Raw genomic sequence first — 21,272 nt, forward strand, 5'->3', positions numbered from 1 at the left:
GCTGACGGAATAAAAGAAATATTTGCAAAGTATTCAGGCATAGTTTTCAATAAAACAGGCCAAACAAATAATTTGATTTATCAAACGGCTTTATTTTGACGCTGAAATTTTGGGGATACTTCTCTAAATTCCCCCTTGACAATCAGCAATAAATATTATAAAATCTTAGTCTTGCGTTTTATTTATCTATACTTAATTCAATAATAATACTAGTGTTCTATTTTTATAAAAATGAAAAGATTATTGTTTTTAAATATAATAATCCTTTTTTTATGCAGTGTTATTTCAGCAGAAGAGATTTATTATCCCGGCATAAAATTTATTTCAGTAGCTGTAGACCTTGTTGAAACAGATTTAGTTTGGTTTGGGACCAATAAATGCCTTTTAAAATATAATAAAACATCAGATAAATGGGATATAGCTAATAAAGATGTTAAGAACATTAAGGTTATTGCTGTTAATCCTCTCGAAAATGAGCATTTTTTGCTCGGGACCGGGGACGGCCTGAAAAAATACAGCCGCGTTAAAAATACATTAGAAAAAATAAAAGATAAAGACGGGATTCTGGATATACAAATAAACGCTGTTTTATTTGATAAAATCAAAAATAATTATATTTGGTTTGGTTCAGATTTTGGGATGGTAAGGTTTAATACAGAGACAAATGAATGGAAAACATATGCTTTAAAAGAGGGATTGACAGCCAAAAAAGTAAATTCGATTGCACAAAGTGCAAATGGTGATGATTATACCTTATGGATAGGGACAAACGAAGGGGTTTTTAAATATTCTTCACAAAAAGATTTTCTGGTCAAGATAAACCCGCCGGAAGATTTTATTGGAATAAAAAATATAAATACCCTGGCAATTGACGGAGATTACGTCCTTATGGGTTCTGAAAATTACGGGCTGGTTGTTTATCACAAGGAGAAAAACAGCTGGCAATTGTATGCAAGAAAAATAAACGGAGAAAATGCAAATGATTATATTTTGTCCATTTTGATTGACCCGTTCGAACCAAGTTCTATCTGGTTTGGAACAAGGCTCCATGGGGTAATCCGGTTTGATAAGTTGAACAACATCTGGCAGGATTTTAACCATGATAATGTAATAATCCAGTCATTAGCAATAGATACGGAAAATAATATTTGGTCAGCCGCCTCAATTTGTTCAGGGGGAGGAGCCTTTAAATATATAAAAGATGAAAATAAGTGGTTATATACAGATCCTTTGATTAATATTGAGGATAAATTAGACTTAACCTGGCGGAAATATTAGGATGGGACAGAATTTGGATATTAAGTTTTATTTTGTTCTGGTTACATTAATCCTTATTGTAATAAATACAGACATATTATCTGTCTCATTGGACAGAAATCCGCACGACAGGGAATTTACCTGCAATAAATGTCATGGAATAAATTCAAAATACGGCCAGCCCGAAACAGGAAAACATAAAGACCATTTAGATGAAATAAATATGGCCAGATTTTCCAAATTTCAGAACAAAAGTTACAGGGATTTGGAAGATAAAAATGGAAATTTTATAACACGGTGGGATATGTGTGATGAATGCCACTATGATAAGGATGTCGGCAATAATATAGAGCATCATATGGACGGGGTTGTCCAGGTTACTTTAGATAAATTTGGGGGGACTTTCAGTTCCGCAGGGAGCTGCAGCTTGGTAAATTGCCATAATGATCCTAATTTAACCCGCTCATGGGGAGGAAAATCACAGTCCTATTCCACTGAATCTTTTGTAAGGGATTACATATATAAAAATTGCGTCCAGTGCCATTCTTCCGCTGTCAGTATGGCAAGAGATACCCGTGAAACAGTGATTTTGAATAAATCGGTTCAGAGATTATGCATGGATGATTGCCATAACAAAAGTGCGGATAATGAAATAAAAGTCAATCATCCTTTAAATGTTAAACCTTCTCCGATACTTTTTGAGGCCATGAAAAACCAATCTGAATTCGAAAACTTTCCATTAGATGAATGGGATAGTATGACGTGCAACACATGCCATGATCCCCATGGAGAGTCCTGCCAGAGCTGTCATTTTGATTTTAATAATGAAAAAATTTATCCTAACGGGCAAGTGATAAAAAAGGCGACAGTTTTTTTGAGAAGTTCAAACGGGGATTTGGATGAATATGATTATGAAAAACATACATATGGAGATAATCCATTAGATTTTAAACGTGTGGCAGACAAATTTTGCAAGGTTTGCCATGATTTAAAAACACAGAACCGTGTCAGAATTGACAATCCGCACTGGGAAAGGCAGTGCCTGTCCTGCCATAAGGAACTGCCTTACAATATTAATGAAATATGCGTAAGCTGGAAGGTAAATAATTTTAACAGGGTCTTGTTAAGAGAATCAGTTGATATTTATTCTAAATATGAAATCAAGGTCTTATGCCAGGGATGTCATGAAAAAAGCAATCACCTGCATCCGCTGGATGTAGAACCGAAGAAAAATATTGCGCTTGATATTCCTTTAGACAGGTGGAAATCAATAACCTGTTACACCTGCCATGATGCCCATTTGCCTTATGGCGAGACGGTATTAGATAAGGATTGGAATATAGTAAAAAAAGATCTTCCGAATTACCGCCGGAAAAATAATGCAAATGACTTATGCCAGGTTTGCCATGATGCTGATGAGAAATTCAAAAATAAGAATCCGCATATTGAAAATAAATGTAAATTTTGCCATGTTGTTCTTCCTGAATTAACCGAAGCAAATGCTCTTTATTATAATAATAACTTAATAAACCGATGTAATGTTTGTCACCGGGAGGATAAAAATACACATTTGATAAATGTTGTCCCAAAAATGGAGTTAAACGGTTTCCCGCTTGCCATTGGAAACAAAATAAATTGTGCCACGTGCCATGCCCATCATGAACCGTTAAAACTTCTGTTTGTTGATAAATTAAAAAAGGGTGAAAAAAGTTTTTGTTTTAACTGCCATGAATAATTGAAAACCCGGGTTTTATGATAGATAAAAAAATATTTATTATTATTTTTACTTTGATAATCACCGCCGCTTTTAGCCGCAATAATTTTGCGCAAGGCTTAAATATTAGCGGCGGGGCTTCTTTTTCTTATTCTACTTCTGACAGCAGCGACAATCCATTAACAGTCGATGAAATGTCAGATAGTTTTTCACAAAACTATTCTTTAAATCTTAAAACAGATTTGACCAGTAAAGGGACTGCCCGCAGTGCAGTCAGATATACCGTAACTAATAACATCAAGTCCAAGACTGAAGCGACAGATTTAAGCGTTGACTTGAGTTACGATATAGTATCATGGTCAATAGCATTGCAGGATAATACTAATTCTGATTTTGATCAAGAATTATCTAATAACAAAGGGACAAATTTTACTTTTCAGGTAAATCCGCAGGTTTTACCCAGGTTTTCTTTAACATATGCAAGTTCTATTCAAGATAATGAAATTACCCCAAGCTCCAGCAGGTCTGTAGGTTTGCAATTTTCTAAAAATTTTGTGGTACTCGGCTCAAACTTATCCAGTGCGGTTTCATATACTGATAACAGTGATAACATAACGGGAGAGCAAACTACAGATAACAGGTTTAATGTGAGTTACGCAATAAGATTACTAAGTGATAAATTAGGAATAGCTACAGGGTACAGGATTGGCAATACTTATGACGTTATAAAAACTGCAAGCACTGTATCCGAATCAAAAGATGTTAACATTACTTATGATGTTTTTCAAAATTTTTCTATTAATACCAGTTTAGCAATAAGCAGCAATTTCGCTAATGGGAAAGAAGATATTGCTGAGGCAAGCAGTTTTAGGTTACAATTTATTCCGATTAAAGGTTTAAACTTTGCACTGAATCTTAATCAAAGCCAGACAAATGAAACAGTTGATGATACTTCAGCAAAAAATTTTACTGCATCTTTTCCTGCGATTTTCGATGTTCTTAAGATAAATTATAGTTATGGTTCCAGCGAGACACGGCAGACTTTAGATGCAACTAATTCTGTTGATTTAAGTCTTGATTTAGCACCTTTGAATATAAGTGATTTTACAACTAATGCGGGATATGGAAATAGAAGAAGCAGAAGTATTACTGTGGATTCTTTGGCCGAGAATGAAAATTTCAGATTCAGCATAGGCGGCAGGTTTATAGATAAGATTAATGTCAACTATAATCATAACTTAGATAAAACCACTTCAAATATTGATACCGATAACAGAGACGCCACAAGTAATTCAATAAACCTAAGTTATGGTTTAACAATAATTGAGGATTTAAACGGTACAATAAGCACTTCTTACACTCATAATCAGAATATTTCTCCAGCTTCAAGCAGTGCTAATACAACTTATAACTATAATGGTGCTTTAAACTATAAACTTAAAGATACAAATGTAAGTTTTTCTGGTTCATTAGACCGTACTTTTAATGAAACAGGCGCACATGTTTCTCAAAGGACTAATGTCGGGCCGGGAATTAGTACTAAGTTTTTAGGCCTCTCTCTGGCAATTAATGCATCTTTCGGCGAGGACTCATCTGATGGAGAACTTAGTGCGACCAGAAGTACAAATTATTCCATAACTACTTCTTATCCTTTAGGAACTATAGGCAGTGGTTCTTTCTCTTATAATGTCGGCACCCAGGAAAATTTAAAAAATCCAAGTGACAGCAAAAACGATGAAAGATTTTCTTTTAATATGTCTTTTACTTTTTAATATATATTTTTTACTTGACAAAAAGAAATTTTATATGTTAACATAAAAAATCTTGCAAATAAATTATTTGCAAAAAAGGAGGAATGGGAATGAGGGGATTATTCCATGAAAAAAAATTGGTTTTAATATTTTTTGCCGCTATGTTCCTATCTGCCGGATGTGGAGCTTCAATGCGCACTTATTTAAAAGAAGAAGCACCTTTGCATAAAATAAAAAAGCTGGCTATTCTTTCATTTGATAATATGAGTAAAGATAAAAATGCATCAGAAAAATTAGCTAATATTTTCCTGATAGAGTTAATAACATCAGGCCAGTTCAAGGTGGTAGAACCCGGCGAGTTGGAAAAGGCTTTAAAAGAAGTAAAAGTAAGGTCAAAAGGCGGGCTAAATACTTTAGAAATTGCTGATGCACAGAAAATAGGGGAAGCCTGCGGGGTGGATGCTATTATTATAGGGATGATAGACACTTTTGAAATGGGGAAAAAAGACGACCCTCTGATATCAATGAATATTCACATGCTTGATACAAAAGACGGGTCCCTTATCTGGCAGGTGGATTATATTGCTTCCGGCAGCAGTTTTGCATACCTTTTGGATTTTGGGAAAATAAGTTCAACCGAGATGTTGTCCAGGAGAATGGTGAAAAATTTACTTGCTCCTATTATTAAAAAATCGAAAAATTCTTTAAAAGAAGCAAAAATAAAAATCAGCAATTCCAAGCAAGAAATGGAAAGGGCTGAAATTAAAGCAAAAGATTTGAAAAGTAAGTCGGAAGAACTGGATAGCCAGGCCAGGGACGCAGAAGAAAAATCAAAAGATTTAGAGTTGAAAGTCAAGCAGGATGAACAAGAAGCAATAAGGATAAATCCGGATGCGTTAATCAGGAAAAAAACCGGATTAGAAGAAGAAATTAAAACAGTTGATAATGAATTGACATCTCTGACTGCAGTTTCAAAGAAGAAAGTTACCGCCAAAATTGCCGTTGAAGGCAAGATAAAAGAAATTGAAACTGAATCGAAGAGTAACAAGGATAAATTAGATGAAATTACAGGCCAGATAAATATTTTTACTGCTAAAGAACGGGTTGCCCGTATAAGAGGCAATAATGAAGAAGCGGATGATTACAAAAAGAAGGCGGATGCCGCAAAAGTTGAAGCCAAGGATATGCAGGAAAAATATGACGCAACACAAAAGTCATTGGAGAGTTTAACAAAAGAATTAAACGAATTGAATCCTGATGTTAAAAAGGCGCAGGATAACGAAAAAGCTGTCAGGGAAAAAATTGACTCATTAAATGCGCAACTAGCAGAAGTGCAGAAAATGCAAAAAGAGCTGCCTCAGGAGATTACTGCTGAACAGTTGAAGGTTGCTAAGGAAAAAGAGGAACAGGTAAAAAAGCTCAAAGCTGAAGCGGCTAAAGTAAAATCAGACTCTGTAAGGTTAAGAGAGATGGCTGAACAGGTAAAAAAAGAAGCTACCAAGGCATCGGAAGATGCTGAGGAAGCAAAGAAGTTGTATGAGGAGATAAGATCTAAATTGGAATAATATTTTGATTGATAAAAGAAAGGGGGTGAAATAAGAGTGAGAAAACTATTAGGAGGAATTTTTACTGTATTGTTTTTGTCAACTGTTGTGTTTGCGGCAGTTCCGGAAAAAATGACGATTGAGCATTGGAAAAAGAAAAAAACGCCTGTTGTTTTGGACCATAAAAAACATGGTGAAACATTAAAAATCAAATGTGAAGAATGCCATCATAAAAAGGCAGATGGCGAAAAAGCTGAACAAACAAAGTGTTCTAATGAAGCATGCCATGCAAAAGTGCAGGAAAAGGACGGAAAGAAAATTGATGCCACCAGCGGATCAACAAAAGAAAATCCTTTTCATATTGCTTGTTTAGAAGGGTGCCATAAGAAAGATAAAGAGAAAAAGGCTCCGACAAAATGTGAAGGTTGCCATCCAAAGGCGGCAGGAGAAAAGGAATAGTCAGCTAAATTATTTTAATTTAGTTGGATGTATAGTATCAGGGGAAGTGATCAAAAATGAATATTGGTCATTTCCCCTTATTTTATGTTGCCGGGTAAATTATAAAGATATATAATAAAAACTGTGAAAAATGTTATTTTTTTAAACCTTTCTGTTTTTATTTATTTTCTGGCAGATATTTTTTGTGTATGCCACTTGATTTATAATAAAAGAGATAAATTAAATCTCGCGGCTAAAATATTTATTATATTTGGCTTTATTATTCATACTACCGGGATTATTTTTCGTATAGCAGAATCAGGGCACGCGCCGTTTATTAATTTGTATGAATCACTTATTTATTTTTCATGGGCCATCGTCCTTTTTTATTTTTATGTAGAATTTAAATATCAGCTTTTCGGACTTGGTATTTTTGTAGTCACTCTTTCGGTCCTTGCGCTTATTTATGCAAAAACACTCTCCCCCGGCATTCAACCCCTGGTCCCTATTTTGCAAAGTTTATGGCTTGAAATCCATGTAGCTGTTATTTTTATCGGATATGCCGGGTTTGCTGTATCTTACGGCTGTGCCTTGCTTTACCTTCTAAAATTTGAAAATAAAGAGATTCATATCAGGGAAAAATTTTCCTCTTTCAGCATTACGTTAATTCTAAGTTTGTTAATCTGTTTCTTCAGTATGGATATTTATCAGTTATTTTACAAAATTTCAAGCCTGGATTTTTTAAACAGAAATATTTTAAATTTTTCTTTAAAAAAATCTATTTTTGTATTAGAATTAGCATTAAGTTTTTTTATTGCTTATTGGTTTATAACTAAAAAATACGGGGCAATAAAAACCGGACTACCGTTTATATTTTCCAGTTTAAATGTTTGTATAATAATTATGGCTCTATTTTCTTTTCTATTGAAAATAAAATACAGCCAGAGTATAATAAACATCTTAATACGATGGGCGGCCTTTGCTTTTATTTATTTTATACTAAATAAAAAAAGCACGGAGTTAAAAAACAGGCTTCCGGAAATAGAGATTATTGGTAAAATAGCTTATAAAGCAGTTGTTTACGCTTTCCCTTTTTTGACTTTTGGTATAATTACAGGAGCTATATGGGCCAATGAAGCATGGGGAAATTACTGGTCGTGGGACCCGAAAGAAACATGGTCGCTGATAACATGGTTTATTTACGCGGCCTATCTTCATGCAAGAAAAATCTCCGGGTGGACGGAGATTGAATCTATATATATAACAGTTTATGGTTTTTGGGCAGTTATATTTACCTATTTTGGTGTAAGTCTATTACTGCCCGGGTTGCATAGTTACGGATAAAATATTGTATGAGTGTATGTATTTTGTAGTTTGGAAAAATTTTTGCTAAACAAAAATTTTATGAAAGGGGGTGAAAAAAATAAATGGGCAAAATTAAAGAGTGGATAAAAGCAAATGTAGTTATTTCTATTATTATTGCTGTTGTTATAGTTTATGGACTTAAACTTGGAATCGATTTTTCCTCAGCTCCGGCCTTTTGCAAAATGACATGTCATGATATGGTTCAAGATGTTGTTTCATACAGGGCATCATTTCACGGGGGGAATGGAAAGCCGGTTAAGCATCATGGACATAAAGCGGACTGCCATGCCTGCCATTATGATCCGGGTCTTGTGGGTTTGATGATAGGGAAAATGGAAGCAATGCTTTCTATCGTTCATGAAGTTACCGGGGAAAAAGGCGAACCGGTGGATGAGCTCCACTTGTCGAAAGAGGAAGAAGAGCGTATTAAAAACTGGGTAGAGAAAAAAGAATGGAATCCTTATATATCTAAATCATCGGCAAACGAACATGTTTTTATTTTACCCCAGTACATTCATAAACCGAAAAAAGGACCGCTGTATATTGCTCCTCTTCACGGGAAGAAACGCAGGGTAACAAATGATGCCTGCAAACGGTGCCATCCTGATAAAACCGGAATGATTGTCGCAAATGCTCTATTAGACGCCCAAAAGGATGTGGAAAAGGACCCTAATGCCTTAGCACCTGAAAGCAAGCCAGAGGTCAAATCAAATGCAGCCGTGATAGAGAAGAAATTCAGCGCAGTTCCAGGGCCGCATGCTTCTCATGAAGATAAGGGGTTGATTTGTCTGGATTGCCATCAGGAAATCGCTCATGCCCCTGTGGATTTAGGAATCGGGCCAAAGAATCTTCCAAGGATGGAAATCTGTTTCCGCTGCCATAATGGCGAAAAGGCATTCAGAGATAACTGCGGGAAATGCCATATAGGACAGGTAAATATGCATGCAGGTAAAGGAGCAAAGGAAGTTGAAGATATGCCCGGGTTAATGAATGGGCAGGCAGAATGCGGAGATTGCGGGCATTCTGAAGGTAATAATTTTAAAGCAGATGTTTCCACCTGTGACGGGTGCCATAGTTCAGGTTATAAGGATATGGTCAAGGATTGGCAGGCTGGTTATGAGGCTTCAGTAGCGCCAGTAAAGGGTTTAATAGATGAGGTTGATAAACTTTTAAAGAAAGAAGGCAAAAAACTCAGTTCAGATATAGCTGAAGCAGAAAGTTTGTTTAATGATGCTAAATATAATTATGATTATGCGGTGAAAGACGGGAGCCGCGGAGCGCATAATTCTGATTATTCCGATGCTATGCTGAAAAAAGCAAAGGAAAAATTAGAAAAGGCAAAGGACTTATTATCAAAAAAGCATAGTTAATTTTGGTTTAAGAAGTCAGGGGGGCGGGTTTAAAACCCGCCCCTATTTATTATGGATATCGAAAGCGATAAGATTTATTTATTCCTGCATAATTTAAGGCAAAAAATAATAACAATATTTATATTCATTTTCCTGGCGTCTTTTTTGTGCTATTTTTTCAGGGACAGTATCTGGAATTTAGCAAAATCCCCATATTTAAAAATAAAACCCGGACAGATTTTGATTTTTATAACACCAGTGGAAGCTTTTTATATAAACCTGAAAATTTCTGTATTTGGAGGCATATTTTTAACTGTCCCGTTTATTTTTTACCATATTTTTTCTTTGCTGCCGGTTAAGGCGGAAAATACTGTGAGGAGCGTGTTATTTATAAGTCTTGCATCTTTTTTGCTTTTTGCGGCCGGGATTGTGTTTTCTTATAATATTGTCATTCCCCAGGCATTAAAATTTTTTTTGCAGTTTGAAAATGAGTCTCTTTCCGCGCAATGGACAGCAAGCGGGTATCTGTCGTTTTTTTTATGGACCTTATTTTCTTTTGGTTTAATATTTGAATTACCGTTAATAATTTATTTTTTGACTAAATTTAACATAGTACATCCTGACGTTTTAAGAAAAAACAGGAGTTATGCAATTCTTATTGTTTTTATTACTGCAGGATTATTAACCCCCGGGCCTGATATAATGTCGCAAATTCTGCTCGCACTGCCAATGATTATTTTATATGAAACGGGCATATGGTTTTCATACCTGCCGCGTCAGAAAATACCAAATGTTCATATGACAGAAAAATTTTAATCGAAACAGCGGAATTTTCCGGCAGGATAAAAAATTAAAGTTTTTAAAATATCTTCCGATATGATTTTATAGTAAATACAGTAAATAAATTTTGTTGATATTTTGGGTGTTTTTTTTCTTGACAATGCAAAAATACTATGCTAAAGTTTGACACTGAATAAAGAATAAATTAACATATTTAGCTCGTCTTCTGCAATATTTTATAGATTGTAAATTGAGGAAAGGAGGCGGTATAAAAGAAGAAAACCTTTAATGTTTTGTTCTGCTTGGTATAAGCAAAATTAGGGAATATCAAAATCTCAAAAAAGCTGAAAGGGTAATATATATATTCTCTGTGTAATAAACAATAAGTAAAAAGGAGGAAGCGAAAAATGAGAAAACTCAGTATAACAATGTTAGCAGTAGTAATGATTATGGGATTGGCTGGTTTATCAAGTGCCGCCGATGTGAAAATCAGCGGGAAGGTTGATGTTCGGCAAAATCTGGGCGGTTTGAGTGTAACAGAAACGGGTTATAATCTAAAAGCGTTTGATCTCCGTGAGGCAAGATTAATAGCAAAGGCTACTATTACTGATAAAATCAGCGCGCAGATTTCTAACAATTTTGATGGTGCAGGTGTTGCCACATTAGAAACCAATAATCCCGGTTTAGGTGATACTTATATAAATATTGCTCTTGGCGGCGGTAATTTGTTAATTGGCCAGACAAATGTACCGGGGTATGCTATAAGAGAAACTTTTATTAACAAGGAAATATTTGTCGGCAGGCTGACAGGTAACGCGATGAACCAGATCCGTTACAGCGGTAAAGCGGATGTAGTTTCGTATGCTATCGCAGTTGTTGACGGTACTCTAAATACTAAGGGAGCTACCACAAAAGATGTTGTAGTGAATGTCGGCGCTGATGTTTCAGGTGTAAATTTAGGCGCTACATATAATTTTGACAGTAATGATGATGTTGGCGGAAAAAATTCGTTTTTTGCCGCTAATGTGGGATATGCGTTGAATCCCGTGGATTTAACAGTCCAATTTATCGGCGGGCTCGATGACACTATCGCCGGCGCAACTGATATATCAGACGCCGCTAAATCAGCTCCAAAGAGTGAAATAGTTTTAGATGTTGGTTATAAAATTAATGAAAAACACAGTTTAAACGTTGGTTATGATATGTTTGGAAAAACAAATGCGGTTATTGTAAAAGGCAACTGCAAAATAGCCGATGGAGTTACAGGAATTTTAAGGGCGGATATTGTGAGTAAAAAATATTTAGAATCTGCCGCGGCAAGAGCAGCAGCGAATAATATTTCACTAGGCGTCGCAGCTGAGTTTTAATTAAATTTTTTCGTATAATAAAAAGGCCTCCCGGTTATAACCGGGAGGCCTTTTTTAATTGGTTTATTTTCTTGACAAATTGAATTTTATTGTTATAATATTTCCAGCCTTTAAACCGGTTCAGTGAAACTGGAAAGGGAAAATTATGAAAAATATAAATTTAGAATTATATAAAAAACCTTCCTATTGAAAACATAGGAAGGTTTTTTTTTGCAGGAAACTATGGAAAAAGAAACCCAGGTAATAGATGCTGAAATTCTGAACAGGACAATTAACAGAATGGCCCATGAGATATTGGAAAGAAACAAGGATATTGGGAACCTTGTAATTGTCGGGATACAGACAAGGGGTTATTATTTTGCGAGGAGGCTTTCCTGGAAAATTAAAGAAATTATCAGGCAGGACCTGCCCCTTGGGGCTTTAGATATAACCCTTTACAGGGATGATACGTCGAGCGGGATTAATAATCCTGTCGTAAAAAAGACTGATATTTCTTTTGACATCCGGGACAAAAAAATTATCCTGGTTGACGAAGTAATTTTCACAGGAAGGACAATTCGCGCGGCGTTAGACGCGCTGATTGATTTCGGAAGGCCGAGGGGAATTCAATTGGCTGTTATGGTTGACAGGGGCCACAGGGAGCTTCCTATCAAACCGGATTATGTGGGGAAAAATGTGCCGACTTCGCTGGATGAAAAAATAGTGGTCAGGTTTGCTGAACTGGATGGGAAGGATGAAATTGTAGTGGTAAAGAATAATGAAACAAGGGGTTCATGACCCCTTGTCTTAATAATATAGGAGTCTGATGCAGTTAAAATCAAAAGATTTACTTGGTCTGGAATGTATTTCCCGGGAAGAAATTGAGTTGATTTTAGAAACGGCAAAGTTATTCGAGGAAGTTTCCGGCAGGGACATTAAAAAGGTTCCCACGTTACGCGGGAAAACTATAATTAACCTGTTCTTTGAGGCAAGCACCCGCACGAGGACTTCATTTGAACTGGCAGGAAAACGCTTGAGCGGGGATATGATAAATATACAGGTAAGCACCAGCAGTGTTACAAAAGGGGAGACTTTATTGGATACAGGTAAGACACTGGAAGCGATGAACGCGGACATTGTTATTATACGGCATTCTTCGTCGGGAGCGCCGCATTTTTTAGCGAAATATTCAAAATTTTCGGTAATTAATGCAGGTGATGGAATGCATGAACACCCGACACAGGCTTTGCTTGATATGTTCACGATAATAAAAAGGAAGAAAAAAATAGAAGGCCTTAAAATAGTAATAGTCGGAGATATATTTCACAGCAGGGTGGCGCGTTCAAATATCTGGGGAATGAAAAAACTGGGAGCGGAAATAACAGTGGTGTCGCCGCCGACTTTTATTCCCCGCGGTATCGAAAAAATGGGAGTGGAAATTTCTTATAATTTTGATGAATCTATAAAAAATGCAGATGTGATTTATCTTTTAAGAATCCAGCAGGAAAGGCAAAAAAGCGGTTTTTTACCAAGCATAAGAGAATATTCCAGGTTTTTTGGTTTAAACCACGAGCGGCTTTCCCTGGCTAAAAAGGATGTTTTAGTAATGCATCCCGGTCCCATTAACAGAGGCGTGGAAATTTCTCCGGAAGTGGCTGATGGGCCGTTTTCTTTGATAAATGAACAAGTAACAAGCGGTGTGGCTGTCAGAATGGCTGTGCTGTATCTGCTGGGAACGAGAAAATAGAAATAAAAAACGGTTTAAACCGTTTAAACCGTTTAAACCGTTCAAACAGTTTAAACGGAAGGGAATTATGAATTTATTATTAAAAAATGGCCGTGTAATCGATCCATCTCAAAAAATTGACGCTAAATTAGATATTTTGATTGAGAAGGGGAAAATTGTTGAAATAGGCCATAAACTCGACAACAAAACCAAAGATATTATTGATCTTAGCGGTAAAATAATTTGTCCCGGATTTCTTGATATTCATGTCCATCTGAGAGAACCTGGTTATGAATATAAAGAAACAATAAAGACAGGCAGTTACGCTGCCGCGCATGGCGGTTTTACTTCGATTGCATGTATGCCTAATACCAATCCTGTTGCGGATAATCAGGAGGTAATCAGGTTTATAACAAGCCGCGCCAAAGAAGAAGGAATAGTAAATGTTTTCCCGGTTGGAGCAATTTCTAAAGGTTTAAAAGGCGAAGAATTGACAGAAATGGGAGAACTTTTTGAAAGCGGTGTCAAGGCGTTATCTGATGACGGTAAATGCATTCAGAATGCGGATTTAATCCGCCGGGCGTTTGAATATGCGAAATTATTTGACCTTAATATTATATCCCATTGTGAGGATTTTAATCTCTCGAAGGACGGGATGATAAATGAAGGTTTTATCTCTACAAAACTTGGTTTAATCGGAATACCGAAGGCCGCGGAGGAGGTTATAGTAGCAAGGGATATTCAATTGGCCGAATTTACAAAAAGCAAACTGCATATTGCCCATATAAGTTCATTTTATTCAGTTGAACTGGTTAGAAATGCGAAAAAACGCGGAGTAAATGTGACAGCGGAAGTTACGCCGCACCACCTGGTTTTAGATGAAAGCCTTGCCGAAGGATATGATACCAATACAAAGGTAAACCCGCCTTTACGCGGGGAAGATGACCGCGTTGCCCTGGTTGAAGGATTAAGAGACGGGACAATTGATTGTATTGCCAGTGACCACGCCCCCCACGCAAGGACTGATAAAGAAGTGGAATATGACCGTGCGGCATTTGGGATTGCGGGGCTTGAAACGTCAATCTCTGTTATTTTAAGTGAATTAGTCCACCGGAAAAAAATAACGCTTACAGAAATGGTTGAAAAGTTTACATTGAATCCGTCCCGGGTTTTAAATCTGGATAAAGGTATATTGCAAAAAGGGAAAAAAGCTGATATTACAGTATTGGATTTGGAAAAAGAATCGATTGTTAATCCGGATTTATTTTTCTCAAAAGGAAGGAATACTCCATTTGCCGGGTGGAAAGTGAAAGGTATGCCTGTGATGACAATTGTTAACGGGGAAATTGTAATGCAGGATGGCAGGGTAAAGGAGAAAATTTGAAAGCAGTTTTGGTTCTTGAAGACGGGAAAATCTTTGAAGGAAAATCTTTAGGTTCTGTTGAAGAAAAAACGGGAGAAGTAGTTTTTAACACAAGCATGACAGGGTATCAGGAAATTCTGACAGATCCGTCATACAGGGGCCAGATTGTCGCGATGACATATCCGCATATTGGAAATTATGGCTTAAATGAGACGGATGTTGAATCCGGAAAACCTTGGGTTGAAGGGTTTGTCGCGAAGGAGTTCAGCCGGGTATTTAGTAATTTCAGGGGGTGCGAAACAATAGAAGAATATCTTGCAAAAAACAAAATTGCCGGAATTGATGGGGTTGACACAAGGGCCCTTACAAAACACATAAGGATAAAAGGCGCGATGAAAGGCGGGATTTTTACTGAAGGCCTGCATGATGTAAAGGAACTTATAAAAAAGGTAAAAAGGTCGCCCGATCTTATTGGCAGGGATTTAGTAAGGGAAGTCACATGTAAAGAATCGTATTTTTGGAATGATGATAAAACAAGGGAAAGTTGTCCGCCTGGGCGGATGCCCCGGCAGGGGATTCCGGGTAAATATAGAGTTATATGTTATGATTTCGGTATCAAATATAACCAACTGCGTTATTTAAAGGAATCAGGTTGTGTTTTGAAAATAGTGCCCGCCCAGATGAGCGCGGATGATTTATTAAAAGAAAATCCCGACGGGATATTTTTATCTAACGGGCCGGGAGACCCTGAAGCTGTCGGATACGCTGTTGAAAATATCAAAAAACTGGCGGGTAAGATCCCAATTTTTGGGATTTGTTTAGGCCATCAGTTGATTTGCCTCGCCCTGGGCGCCAAAACGTATAAATTAAAATTCGGACATCACGGCGCTAACCAGCCTGTTAAGAACCTGCTTACGGGAAAAATCGAAATTACCGTTCAAAATCACGGGTTTGCGGTTGATGAAAATTCACTGGATAAGAACAAGGTCATGCTGACACATGTGAATTTAAATGATAACACGGTGGAGGGTATCCAGCATAAATATCTGCCTGTTTTTTCTGTCCAGTATCACCCTGAGGCAGGGCCGGGGCCGCATGATTCGGTATATTTATTTAGAAGGTTTGTGGATTTAATTAAAAAAAGAAGTTTAGGAGTTGAAGAGAACTCTTAAACCCTTTGACTTGTTTGGAGAATATGCCAAAACGTACAGATATAAAGAAAATTTTGATTATAGGCTCAGGGCCGATAATAATCGGGCAGGCGTGCGAATTTGATTATTCCGGCACGCAGGCCTGCAAAGCGCTGAAAGAGGAAGGATATGAGGTGATACTGGTAAACAGTAATCCCGCTACTATAATGACTGACCCTGAATTTGCTGACAAGACATACATTGAACCTGTTACACCGGACATTGTGGAATTAATAATTGAAAAAGAAAGGCCTGACGCGCTTCTTCCCACCATGGGCGGCCAGACCGCGCTAAATACTGCGGTTGCTTTATATGAATCAAACGTTCTTCAAAAATATAACGTAAAAATGATCGGCGCGAATTTTGAAGCTATTCAAAAAGCTGAAAACAGGAAGTTGTTTAAAGAGGCAATGAAAAAAATAAATCTCAACCTGCCTAAAAGCGCTTATGTAAATAGTTTGAATGAAGCAAAAAAATTTATTGATGAAGTTGGCTACCCGGTAATTATCAGGCCGTCTTTTACTCTGGGCGGAAGTGGCGGGAGCATAGCTTATTGTGAAAGCGAGTTCGGTGAAAAATTGATCTGGGGGCTCAGGCAGAGTCCTGTGGGAGAGGTCCTGATAGAAGAGTCGATAATCGGCTGGAAGGAATATGAGCTTGAAGTAATGCGCGATATGAAAGACAATGTGGTAGTAATTTGTTCAATCGAGAATTTTGATCCCATGGGAGTACATACAGGAGACAGTATTACCGTCGCGCCAATCCAGACCCTGACCGATTTTGAGTACCAGAAAATGCGTGACGCGGCAATTGCATGCATACGTGAGATCGGAGTTGATACCGGAGGTTCAAATATCCAGTTTGGGATAAACCCGGAAGACGGGCGCATGGTTGTTATTGAAATGAACCCGAGGGTGTCCAGGAGTTCGGCATTGGCGTCCAAGGCCACAGGGTTTCCTATCGCGAAGATTGCCGCGAAACTCGCGGTAGGATACACATTAGATGAAATTCCCAATGATATTACCAGGGAGACAAAAGCTTCGTTTGAACCTACCATTGATTACGTGGTTGTAAAAATACCCAGGTGGACATTTGAAAAATTCCCGGGGTCGGACCCTTCCCTCGGCCCGCAAATGAAATCGGTCGGCGAAGTGATGTCTATTGGAAGGACATTCAAGGAATCTTTACAGAAGGCCTTGAGGTCGCTGGAATTCGACCGTTCGGGCCTTGGCTGTGATGAAAAAGAGAAAATTATTGGTGAAAAAACATTGGAAGAAATCCTGGAAAAAATAAAAAAAGCCAATCCCGAGAGGGTTTTTTACATGCGGGAAGCAATAAAAAGAGAAATCCCTGTTGAGGAAATCCATAATCTCACAAAAATTGATTTGTGGTTTTTGCACCAGATAAAGCAGATTGTTGATTGTGAAAAGGAAATCAGGGCTTTTAAAAACCTTGAGGAACTGCCTTTGCCGGTTTTAAAAAAAGCCAAAGAATTCGGTTTTTCGGACAAACAGTTAAGCTACCTGTTTAATAAGGATTTTAAGGAAACAAGAAAATACCTTGAGGAAAAAAATTTAAAACCTGTGTATAAACTTGTAGATACCTGCGCCGCTGAATTTGAAGCTTACACTCCTTATTATTACTCCACGTATGAAACTGAAGATGAGACAAAACTTTCAAAAAAGAAAAAAATAATTATCCTGGGAAGCGGGCCAAACCGTATCGGCCAGGGAATTGAGTTTGACTATTGCTGTGTCCAGGCCGCGCTCGGCCTGCGTGAAGACGGGTACGAAACTATAATGGTGAACAGCAACCCAGAGACTGTAAGCACGGATTACGACATTTCCGATAAGCTTTTTTTCGAGCCTTTAACCCTTGAAGATGTTTTAAATATAGTAAGAGCGGTCAAACCGCATGGAGTTATTGTCCAGCTCGGGGGGCAGACACCTTTGAAATTGGCCATGGCCCTTAAGAGGAATAAAATACCAATCATCGGGACAGACCCTAAAAATATTGATATCGCGGAAGACAGGAAAAAATTTAAGCATATAGTTGAAAAACTGGACTTGCACCAACCGGAAAGCGGGACAGCCACGACAATTGAACAGGCTGTAAAAGCGGCAAAAACCATAGGATATCCTGTTCTTGTAAGGCCGTCGTATGTTTTGGGCGGCCGGGGCATGGAAATTGTTTATGACAAGGCTGACCTTGAAAAGTTTATAAAGAAGGCGATTAATATCAACCCGGAACACCCTATCCTGATCGATAAGTTCCTGGAAGACGCAATTGAGATTGATGTTGACGCGATTAGTGACGGGGAGATAACCGTGATCGGGGGGATTATGGAGCATATTGAAGAAGCGGGAATCCATTCAGGCGATTCTGCGTGCGTCCTGCCGCCTTTCAGCATCAGCGACGATATGATAGATGAAATAAAAAAGACGACCCACAAACTGGCGAAAAACCTTAAGGTAATAGGGCTTATTAATATTCAGTACGCCATAAAAGACGACATACTTTACCTTCTTGAAGTTAATCCCCGCGCTTCAAGGACAATTCCTTTTATTAGCAAAGCAATCGGTGTTTCGCTCGCTAAACTGGCCGCGAGGGTGATGGCGGGTAAAAAGCTTACTGAGCTTGGATTTACCAAGGAGCGGGATAACAAGCACATCTGCATCAAAGAAGCGGTCCTCCCGTTTATTAAATTCCCGGGAGTGGACATAATTCTCGGGCCTGAAATGAAGTCAACCGGCGAGGTCATGGGAATTGACATGGACTTCGGGTTCGCGTATGCGAAAAGCCAGTTGGCCGCTTCCCAGAAACTGCCTTTGCAGGGGACTGTTTTTATCAGTGTCCGTGACAAGGACAAAAGGCCGATTATTTTTGTGGCTAAAAGACTTGTTGACCTTGGATTTAAAATTGTCGCCACATCCGGCACCGCCAGGGTTTTACAGCGAAGCGGTATGGCAGTTGAAAAAGTTTTTAAATATAAAGAGGGGACGCCTGATATATATGACCAGGTGTGCCAGGGGAAGATTGACTTGATTATTAATACTCCAATGGGAAAAAAATCAAAGTATGACGACAAAATTATCCGCACCGAAGCCACACTGCGGGGTATCCCCTGTATCACGACCCTTTCCGCGGCCGAGGTTTCGATTATGGCGATTGAAGCGCTGAAAAAAGGGAAAATCAAGGTAAAATCACTACAGGAGTACCATGTCACCAATTCCGAAACTTAACGCAATGCTTATTTGCGATCAGATCATTATTGAGGCGGGCACGGGCAAGAAAAGCCTGATAGGTATTTTTGAAAATATAGGCGTTGTTAAATTCCCCTGTGTCCATTACCTTTTAAACGTTTATATAAAATTCACGGATGCGGAAGGAACATATAAATTTAAGCTTGAACTGGTTGACCTTATAAGCAACGAAGTTGTCGGGTTCGGCGAGACCCCTGAAGTTAACCTTCCTGATAAACTCCAGAGTTACGACCTGCCTTTCACGCTCAGGGGAATAAATTTCAAGCACCCCGGGAAATATGAATTTCGTATTTACTCAAACAATCATTTGTTCGGCCAGAAGTTTTTCACGGTTGAACAGATTAATCCGGTGGATAAAACCAATAATGATCAGGCAACAAAACATTAAGATTATCAGTAATACAGTTCTGGTTCCCGGTAAAATATTTTTAATGGAACTGGAATCGTCCTATGTCTCGCGTAAAGCGAAGCCAGGGCAATTTGTGGAAATAAGATGCGGCGAAACTCTAGACCCTCTTTTACCGCGCCCATTCAGTATCCATGATGCGAAAGATAATAAAATAAAAATATTATATAGGATTGTCGGAGAGGGTACAAAACTACTTTCCCTGAAAAGATCCGGCGATAAAATCAGTGTTTTAGGACCTTTAGGTACCGGTTTTTCTATTGATAAAAAAAAGAAGAAATCAATTCTTTTTGTGGGCGGAATGGGTGTAGCTCCCTTGTATTTTTTGGCACATAAACTTATTGAGAAAAATATAGATGTGGAGTTATATTTTGGCGCAAAAAGCAGTGAAAATTTGATAACAATTGCCCCATTCAAAAAGCTCGGGATCAAAATTCATATTGCAACCGAAGACGGTTCCTGTGGTAAAAAAGGTTTAATTACATGTTTATTAGATAATAAATTATTTGTAGGGGCAGGCCTTGGCCTGCCCTCAGTATATACCTGCGGCCCGCGCCCCATGATGAAAGAAATAGCCAAATGGGCATTAAAAAATAATATAACCGGGCAAGCCTCGCTTGAAAAAGAAATGGCATGCGGAGTCGGAGTGTGCCTGGGGTGTGTAGTAAAGATAAAAGGAGAATATAAAAGGGTATGCAAAGAGGGGCCTGTTTTTGGTATGAATGAGGTGGATTGGGATGAAGAATAAACCGAATTTATCAGTAAAAATCGCCGGAGTAACTTTCAAGAATCCTGTCATTGCCGCGTCGGGATGTTTTGGATACGGGCAGGAATACGCGGAGATCTTTGATTTGAATAAACTCGGCGGTTTTGTCGTGAAGGGGGTATCGCTTAAACCCCAGCAGGGGAACAAAACACCCCGGATCGTTGAAACTCCGTCCGGGATGTTGAACGCCATCGGGCTTCAAAATGTCGGGCTTGAGATTTTTATAAAAGAAAAACTGCCGTTTTTGCGAAAATTCGATACAAGAGTTATAGTGAATATTTACGGCAAAAAGATCGAGGAATACGCGGAGCTGGCGGAAAAAATAAGCGATGAAAAAGGTATATCTTTTTTAGAGGTGAATATTTCATGCCCTAATGTTGAAAAGGGGGGGATGGCCTTTGGGCATGACCCGGAGGTTGTTAATAAGCTGGTTAAAGAGGTAAAGGCGAAATCCAGAATTCCGGTCATAATGAAATTATCGCCCAACACGGAAAAAAATACGGCAATAGCCAAGTCGGCCGAAGACGCGGGCGCGGATGCGGTATCTTTGATTAACACGATTTTAGGTATGGCGATCGATATTAATAAAAGAAAACCGGTGCTCGCGAATGTTACAGGCGGCCTTTCCGGGCCGGCGATAAAACCTATAGCCCTTCGCATGGTATGGCAGGTCGCGCAGTGTATAAAAATACCTGTTATAGGGATGGGCGGGATAACGGATTATTATAGTGCGCTGGAATTTATTATCGCCGGGGCCTCCGCGGTGCAGGTTGGGACCGCCAATTTTGTTAATCCGCTTGCAACATTAGAAATTATAAATGGCATTAACTCATATCTAACAAAAAATAAAATCTCAGATGTTAAAAGTTTAATATCCAGCCTGGAAAGGTAACCGGTCAGTTACCGGTGGTTTTGTAGCCGCAGGCTTTAGCCTGCGTAAACATTAACTGATAATTTTATTCAAATTAAAATCAAGCGAACCAGAAAAAGAATAATCTTTCCAGTCGGTAACAA

17 protein-coding genes are annotated in these 21,272 nt (G+C 38.2%); all 17 read left to right on the forward strand.

The window, feature by feature from the left end; translation table 11 throughout:
* Window positions 1-231 precede the first annotated feature (231 nt).
* The 17 genes from AB1498_08600 to AB1498_08680 all read left to right on the forward strand — a co-directional run bounded on the left by AB1498_08600 (window position 232) and on the right by AB1498_08680 (window position 21,150).
* On the forward strand, window positions 232-1,278 hold the full coding sequence (locus AB1498_08600) for a hypothetical protein (protein ID MEW6088348.1): 1,047 nt from the start codon (window positions 232-234) through the stop codon (window positions 1,276-1,278).
* A 1-nt stretch (window position 1,279) separates the two neighbouring features.
* Window positions 1,280-2,992 (forward strand): hypothetical protein, encoded by a 1,713-nt coding sequence (locus AB1498_08605; protein MEW6088349.1) that lies wholly within the window; start codon window positions 1,280-1,282, stop codon window positions 2,990-2,992.
* A gap of 17 nt (window positions 2,993-3,009) precedes the next feature.
* On the forward strand, window positions 3,010-4,743 hold the full coding sequence (locus AB1498_08610) for a hypothetical protein (GenBank protein ID MEW6088350.1): 1,734 nt from the start codon (window positions 3,010-3,012) through the stop codon (window positions 4,741-4,743).
* An 89-nt stretch (window positions 4,744-4,832) separates the two neighbouring features.
* Window positions 4,833-6,287, forward strand: coding sequence for a CsgG/HfaB family protein (locus tag AB1498_08615; protein ID MEW6088351.1), 1,455 nt, complete (start codon window positions 4,833-4,835; stop codon window positions 6,285-6,287).
* A 36-nt stretch (window positions 6,288-6,323) separates the two neighbouring features.
* The gene (locus AB1498_08620; protein ID MEW6088352.1) at window positions 6,324-6,725 is read left to right on the forward strand and encodes a cytochrome c3 family protein; all 402 of its coding nucleotides are present in this window, start codon (window positions 6,324-6,326) and stop codon (window positions 6,723-6,725) included.
* A gap of 123 nt (window positions 6,726-6,848) precedes the next feature.
* Window positions 6,849-8,048: a c-type cytochrome biogenesis protein CcsB gene (ccsB, locus tag AB1498_08625; GenBank protein MEW6088353.1), complete on the forward strand. Its 1,200-nt coding sequence runs from the start codon at window positions 6,849-6,851 to the stop codon at window positions 8,046-8,048.
* An 83-nt stretch (window positions 8,049-8,131) separates the two neighbouring features.
* On the forward strand, window positions 8,132-9,439 hold the full coding sequence (locus tag AB1498_08630; protein MEW6088354.1) for a NapC/NirT family cytochrome c: 1,308 nt from the start codon (window positions 8,132-8,134) through the stop codon (window positions 9,437-9,439).
* 51 nt (window positions 9,440-9,490) lie between these two features.
* A complete protein-coding gene (gene tatC, locus AB1498_08635; protein MEW6088355.1) occupies window positions 9,491-10,234 on the forward strand; it encodes a twin-arginine translocase subunit TatC in 744 nt (247 codons plus the stop codon).
* A 371-nt stretch (window positions 10,235-10,605) separates the two neighbouring features.
* Window positions 10,606-11,565 carry a hypothetical protein gene (locus tag AB1498_08640; GenBank protein MEW6088356.1) on the forward strand — a complete coding sequence of 320 codons (960 nt, stop codon included), beginning with the start codon at window positions 10,606-10,608 and terminating at the stop codon, window positions 11,563-11,565.
* A gap of 222 nt (window positions 11,566-11,787) precedes the next feature.
* Window positions 11,788-12,342, forward strand: a complete 555-nt coding sequence (gene pyrR / locus AB1498_08645) for a bifunctional pyr operon transcriptional regulator/uracil phosphoribosyltransferase PyrR (GenBank protein ID MEW6088357.1) — start codon at window positions 11,788-11,790, stop codon at window positions 12,340-12,342.
* A gap of 28 nt (window positions 12,343-12,370) precedes the next feature.
* A complete protein-coding gene (locus AB1498_08650) occupies window positions 12,371-13,291 on the forward strand; it encodes an aspartate carbamoyltransferase catalytic subunit (protein ID MEW6088358.1) in 921 nt (306 codons plus the stop codon).
* Window positions 13,292-13,358: 67 nt separating this feature from the next.
* Window positions 13,359-14,654, forward strand: coding sequence for a dihydroorotase (locus AB1498_08655; GenBank protein MEW6088359.1), 1,296 nt, complete (start codon window positions 13,359-13,361; stop codon window positions 14,652-14,654).
* On the forward strand, window positions 14,651-15,805 hold the full coding sequence (gene carA, locus AB1498_08660) for a glutamine-hydrolyzing carbamoyl-phosphate synthase small subunit (protein ID MEW6088360.1): 1,155 nt from the start codon (window positions 14,651-14,653) through the stop codon (window positions 15,803-15,805). Before AB1498_08655 ends, carA begins: the two co-directional genes overlap by 4 nt.
* Before the next feature lie 23 nt (window positions 15,806-15,828).
* Window positions 15,829-19,065 (forward strand): carbamoyl-phosphate synthase large subunit, encoded by a 3,237-nt coding sequence (carB, locus tag AB1498_08665; GenBank protein MEW6088361.1) that lies wholly within the window; start codon window positions 15,829-15,831, stop codon window positions 19,063-19,065.
* Window positions 19,043-19,474 carry a hypothetical protein gene (locus AB1498_08670; protein ID MEW6088362.1) on the forward strand — a complete coding sequence of 144 codons (432 nt, stop codon included), beginning with the start codon at window positions 19,043-19,045 and terminating at the stop codon, window positions 19,472-19,474. The genes carB and AB1498_08670 overlap by 23 nt, the downstream gene beginning before the upstream one ends.
* Window positions 19,452-20,240, forward strand: a complete 789-nt coding sequence (locus AB1498_08675; GenBank protein MEW6088363.1) for a dihydroorotate dehydrogenase electron transfer subunit — start codon at window positions 19,452-19,454, stop codon at window positions 20,238-20,240. The genes AB1498_08670 and AB1498_08675 overlap by 23 nt, the downstream gene beginning before the upstream one ends.
* Complete coding sequence (locus AB1498_08680; protein MEW6088364.1) at window positions 20,230-21,150, forward strand: dihydroorotate dehydrogenase; 921 nt, start codon at window positions 20,230-20,232, stop codon at window positions 21,148-21,150. The genes AB1498_08675 and AB1498_08680 overlap by 11 nt, the downstream gene beginning before the upstream one ends.
* Window positions 21,151-21,272: the final 122 nt, after the last annotated feature.

The organism is bacterium, assembly GCA_040754625.1.
In the GTDB taxonomy this organism is placed as follows: Bacteria; JACRDZ01; JAQUKH01; order JAQUKH01; family JAQUKH01; genus JAQUKH01.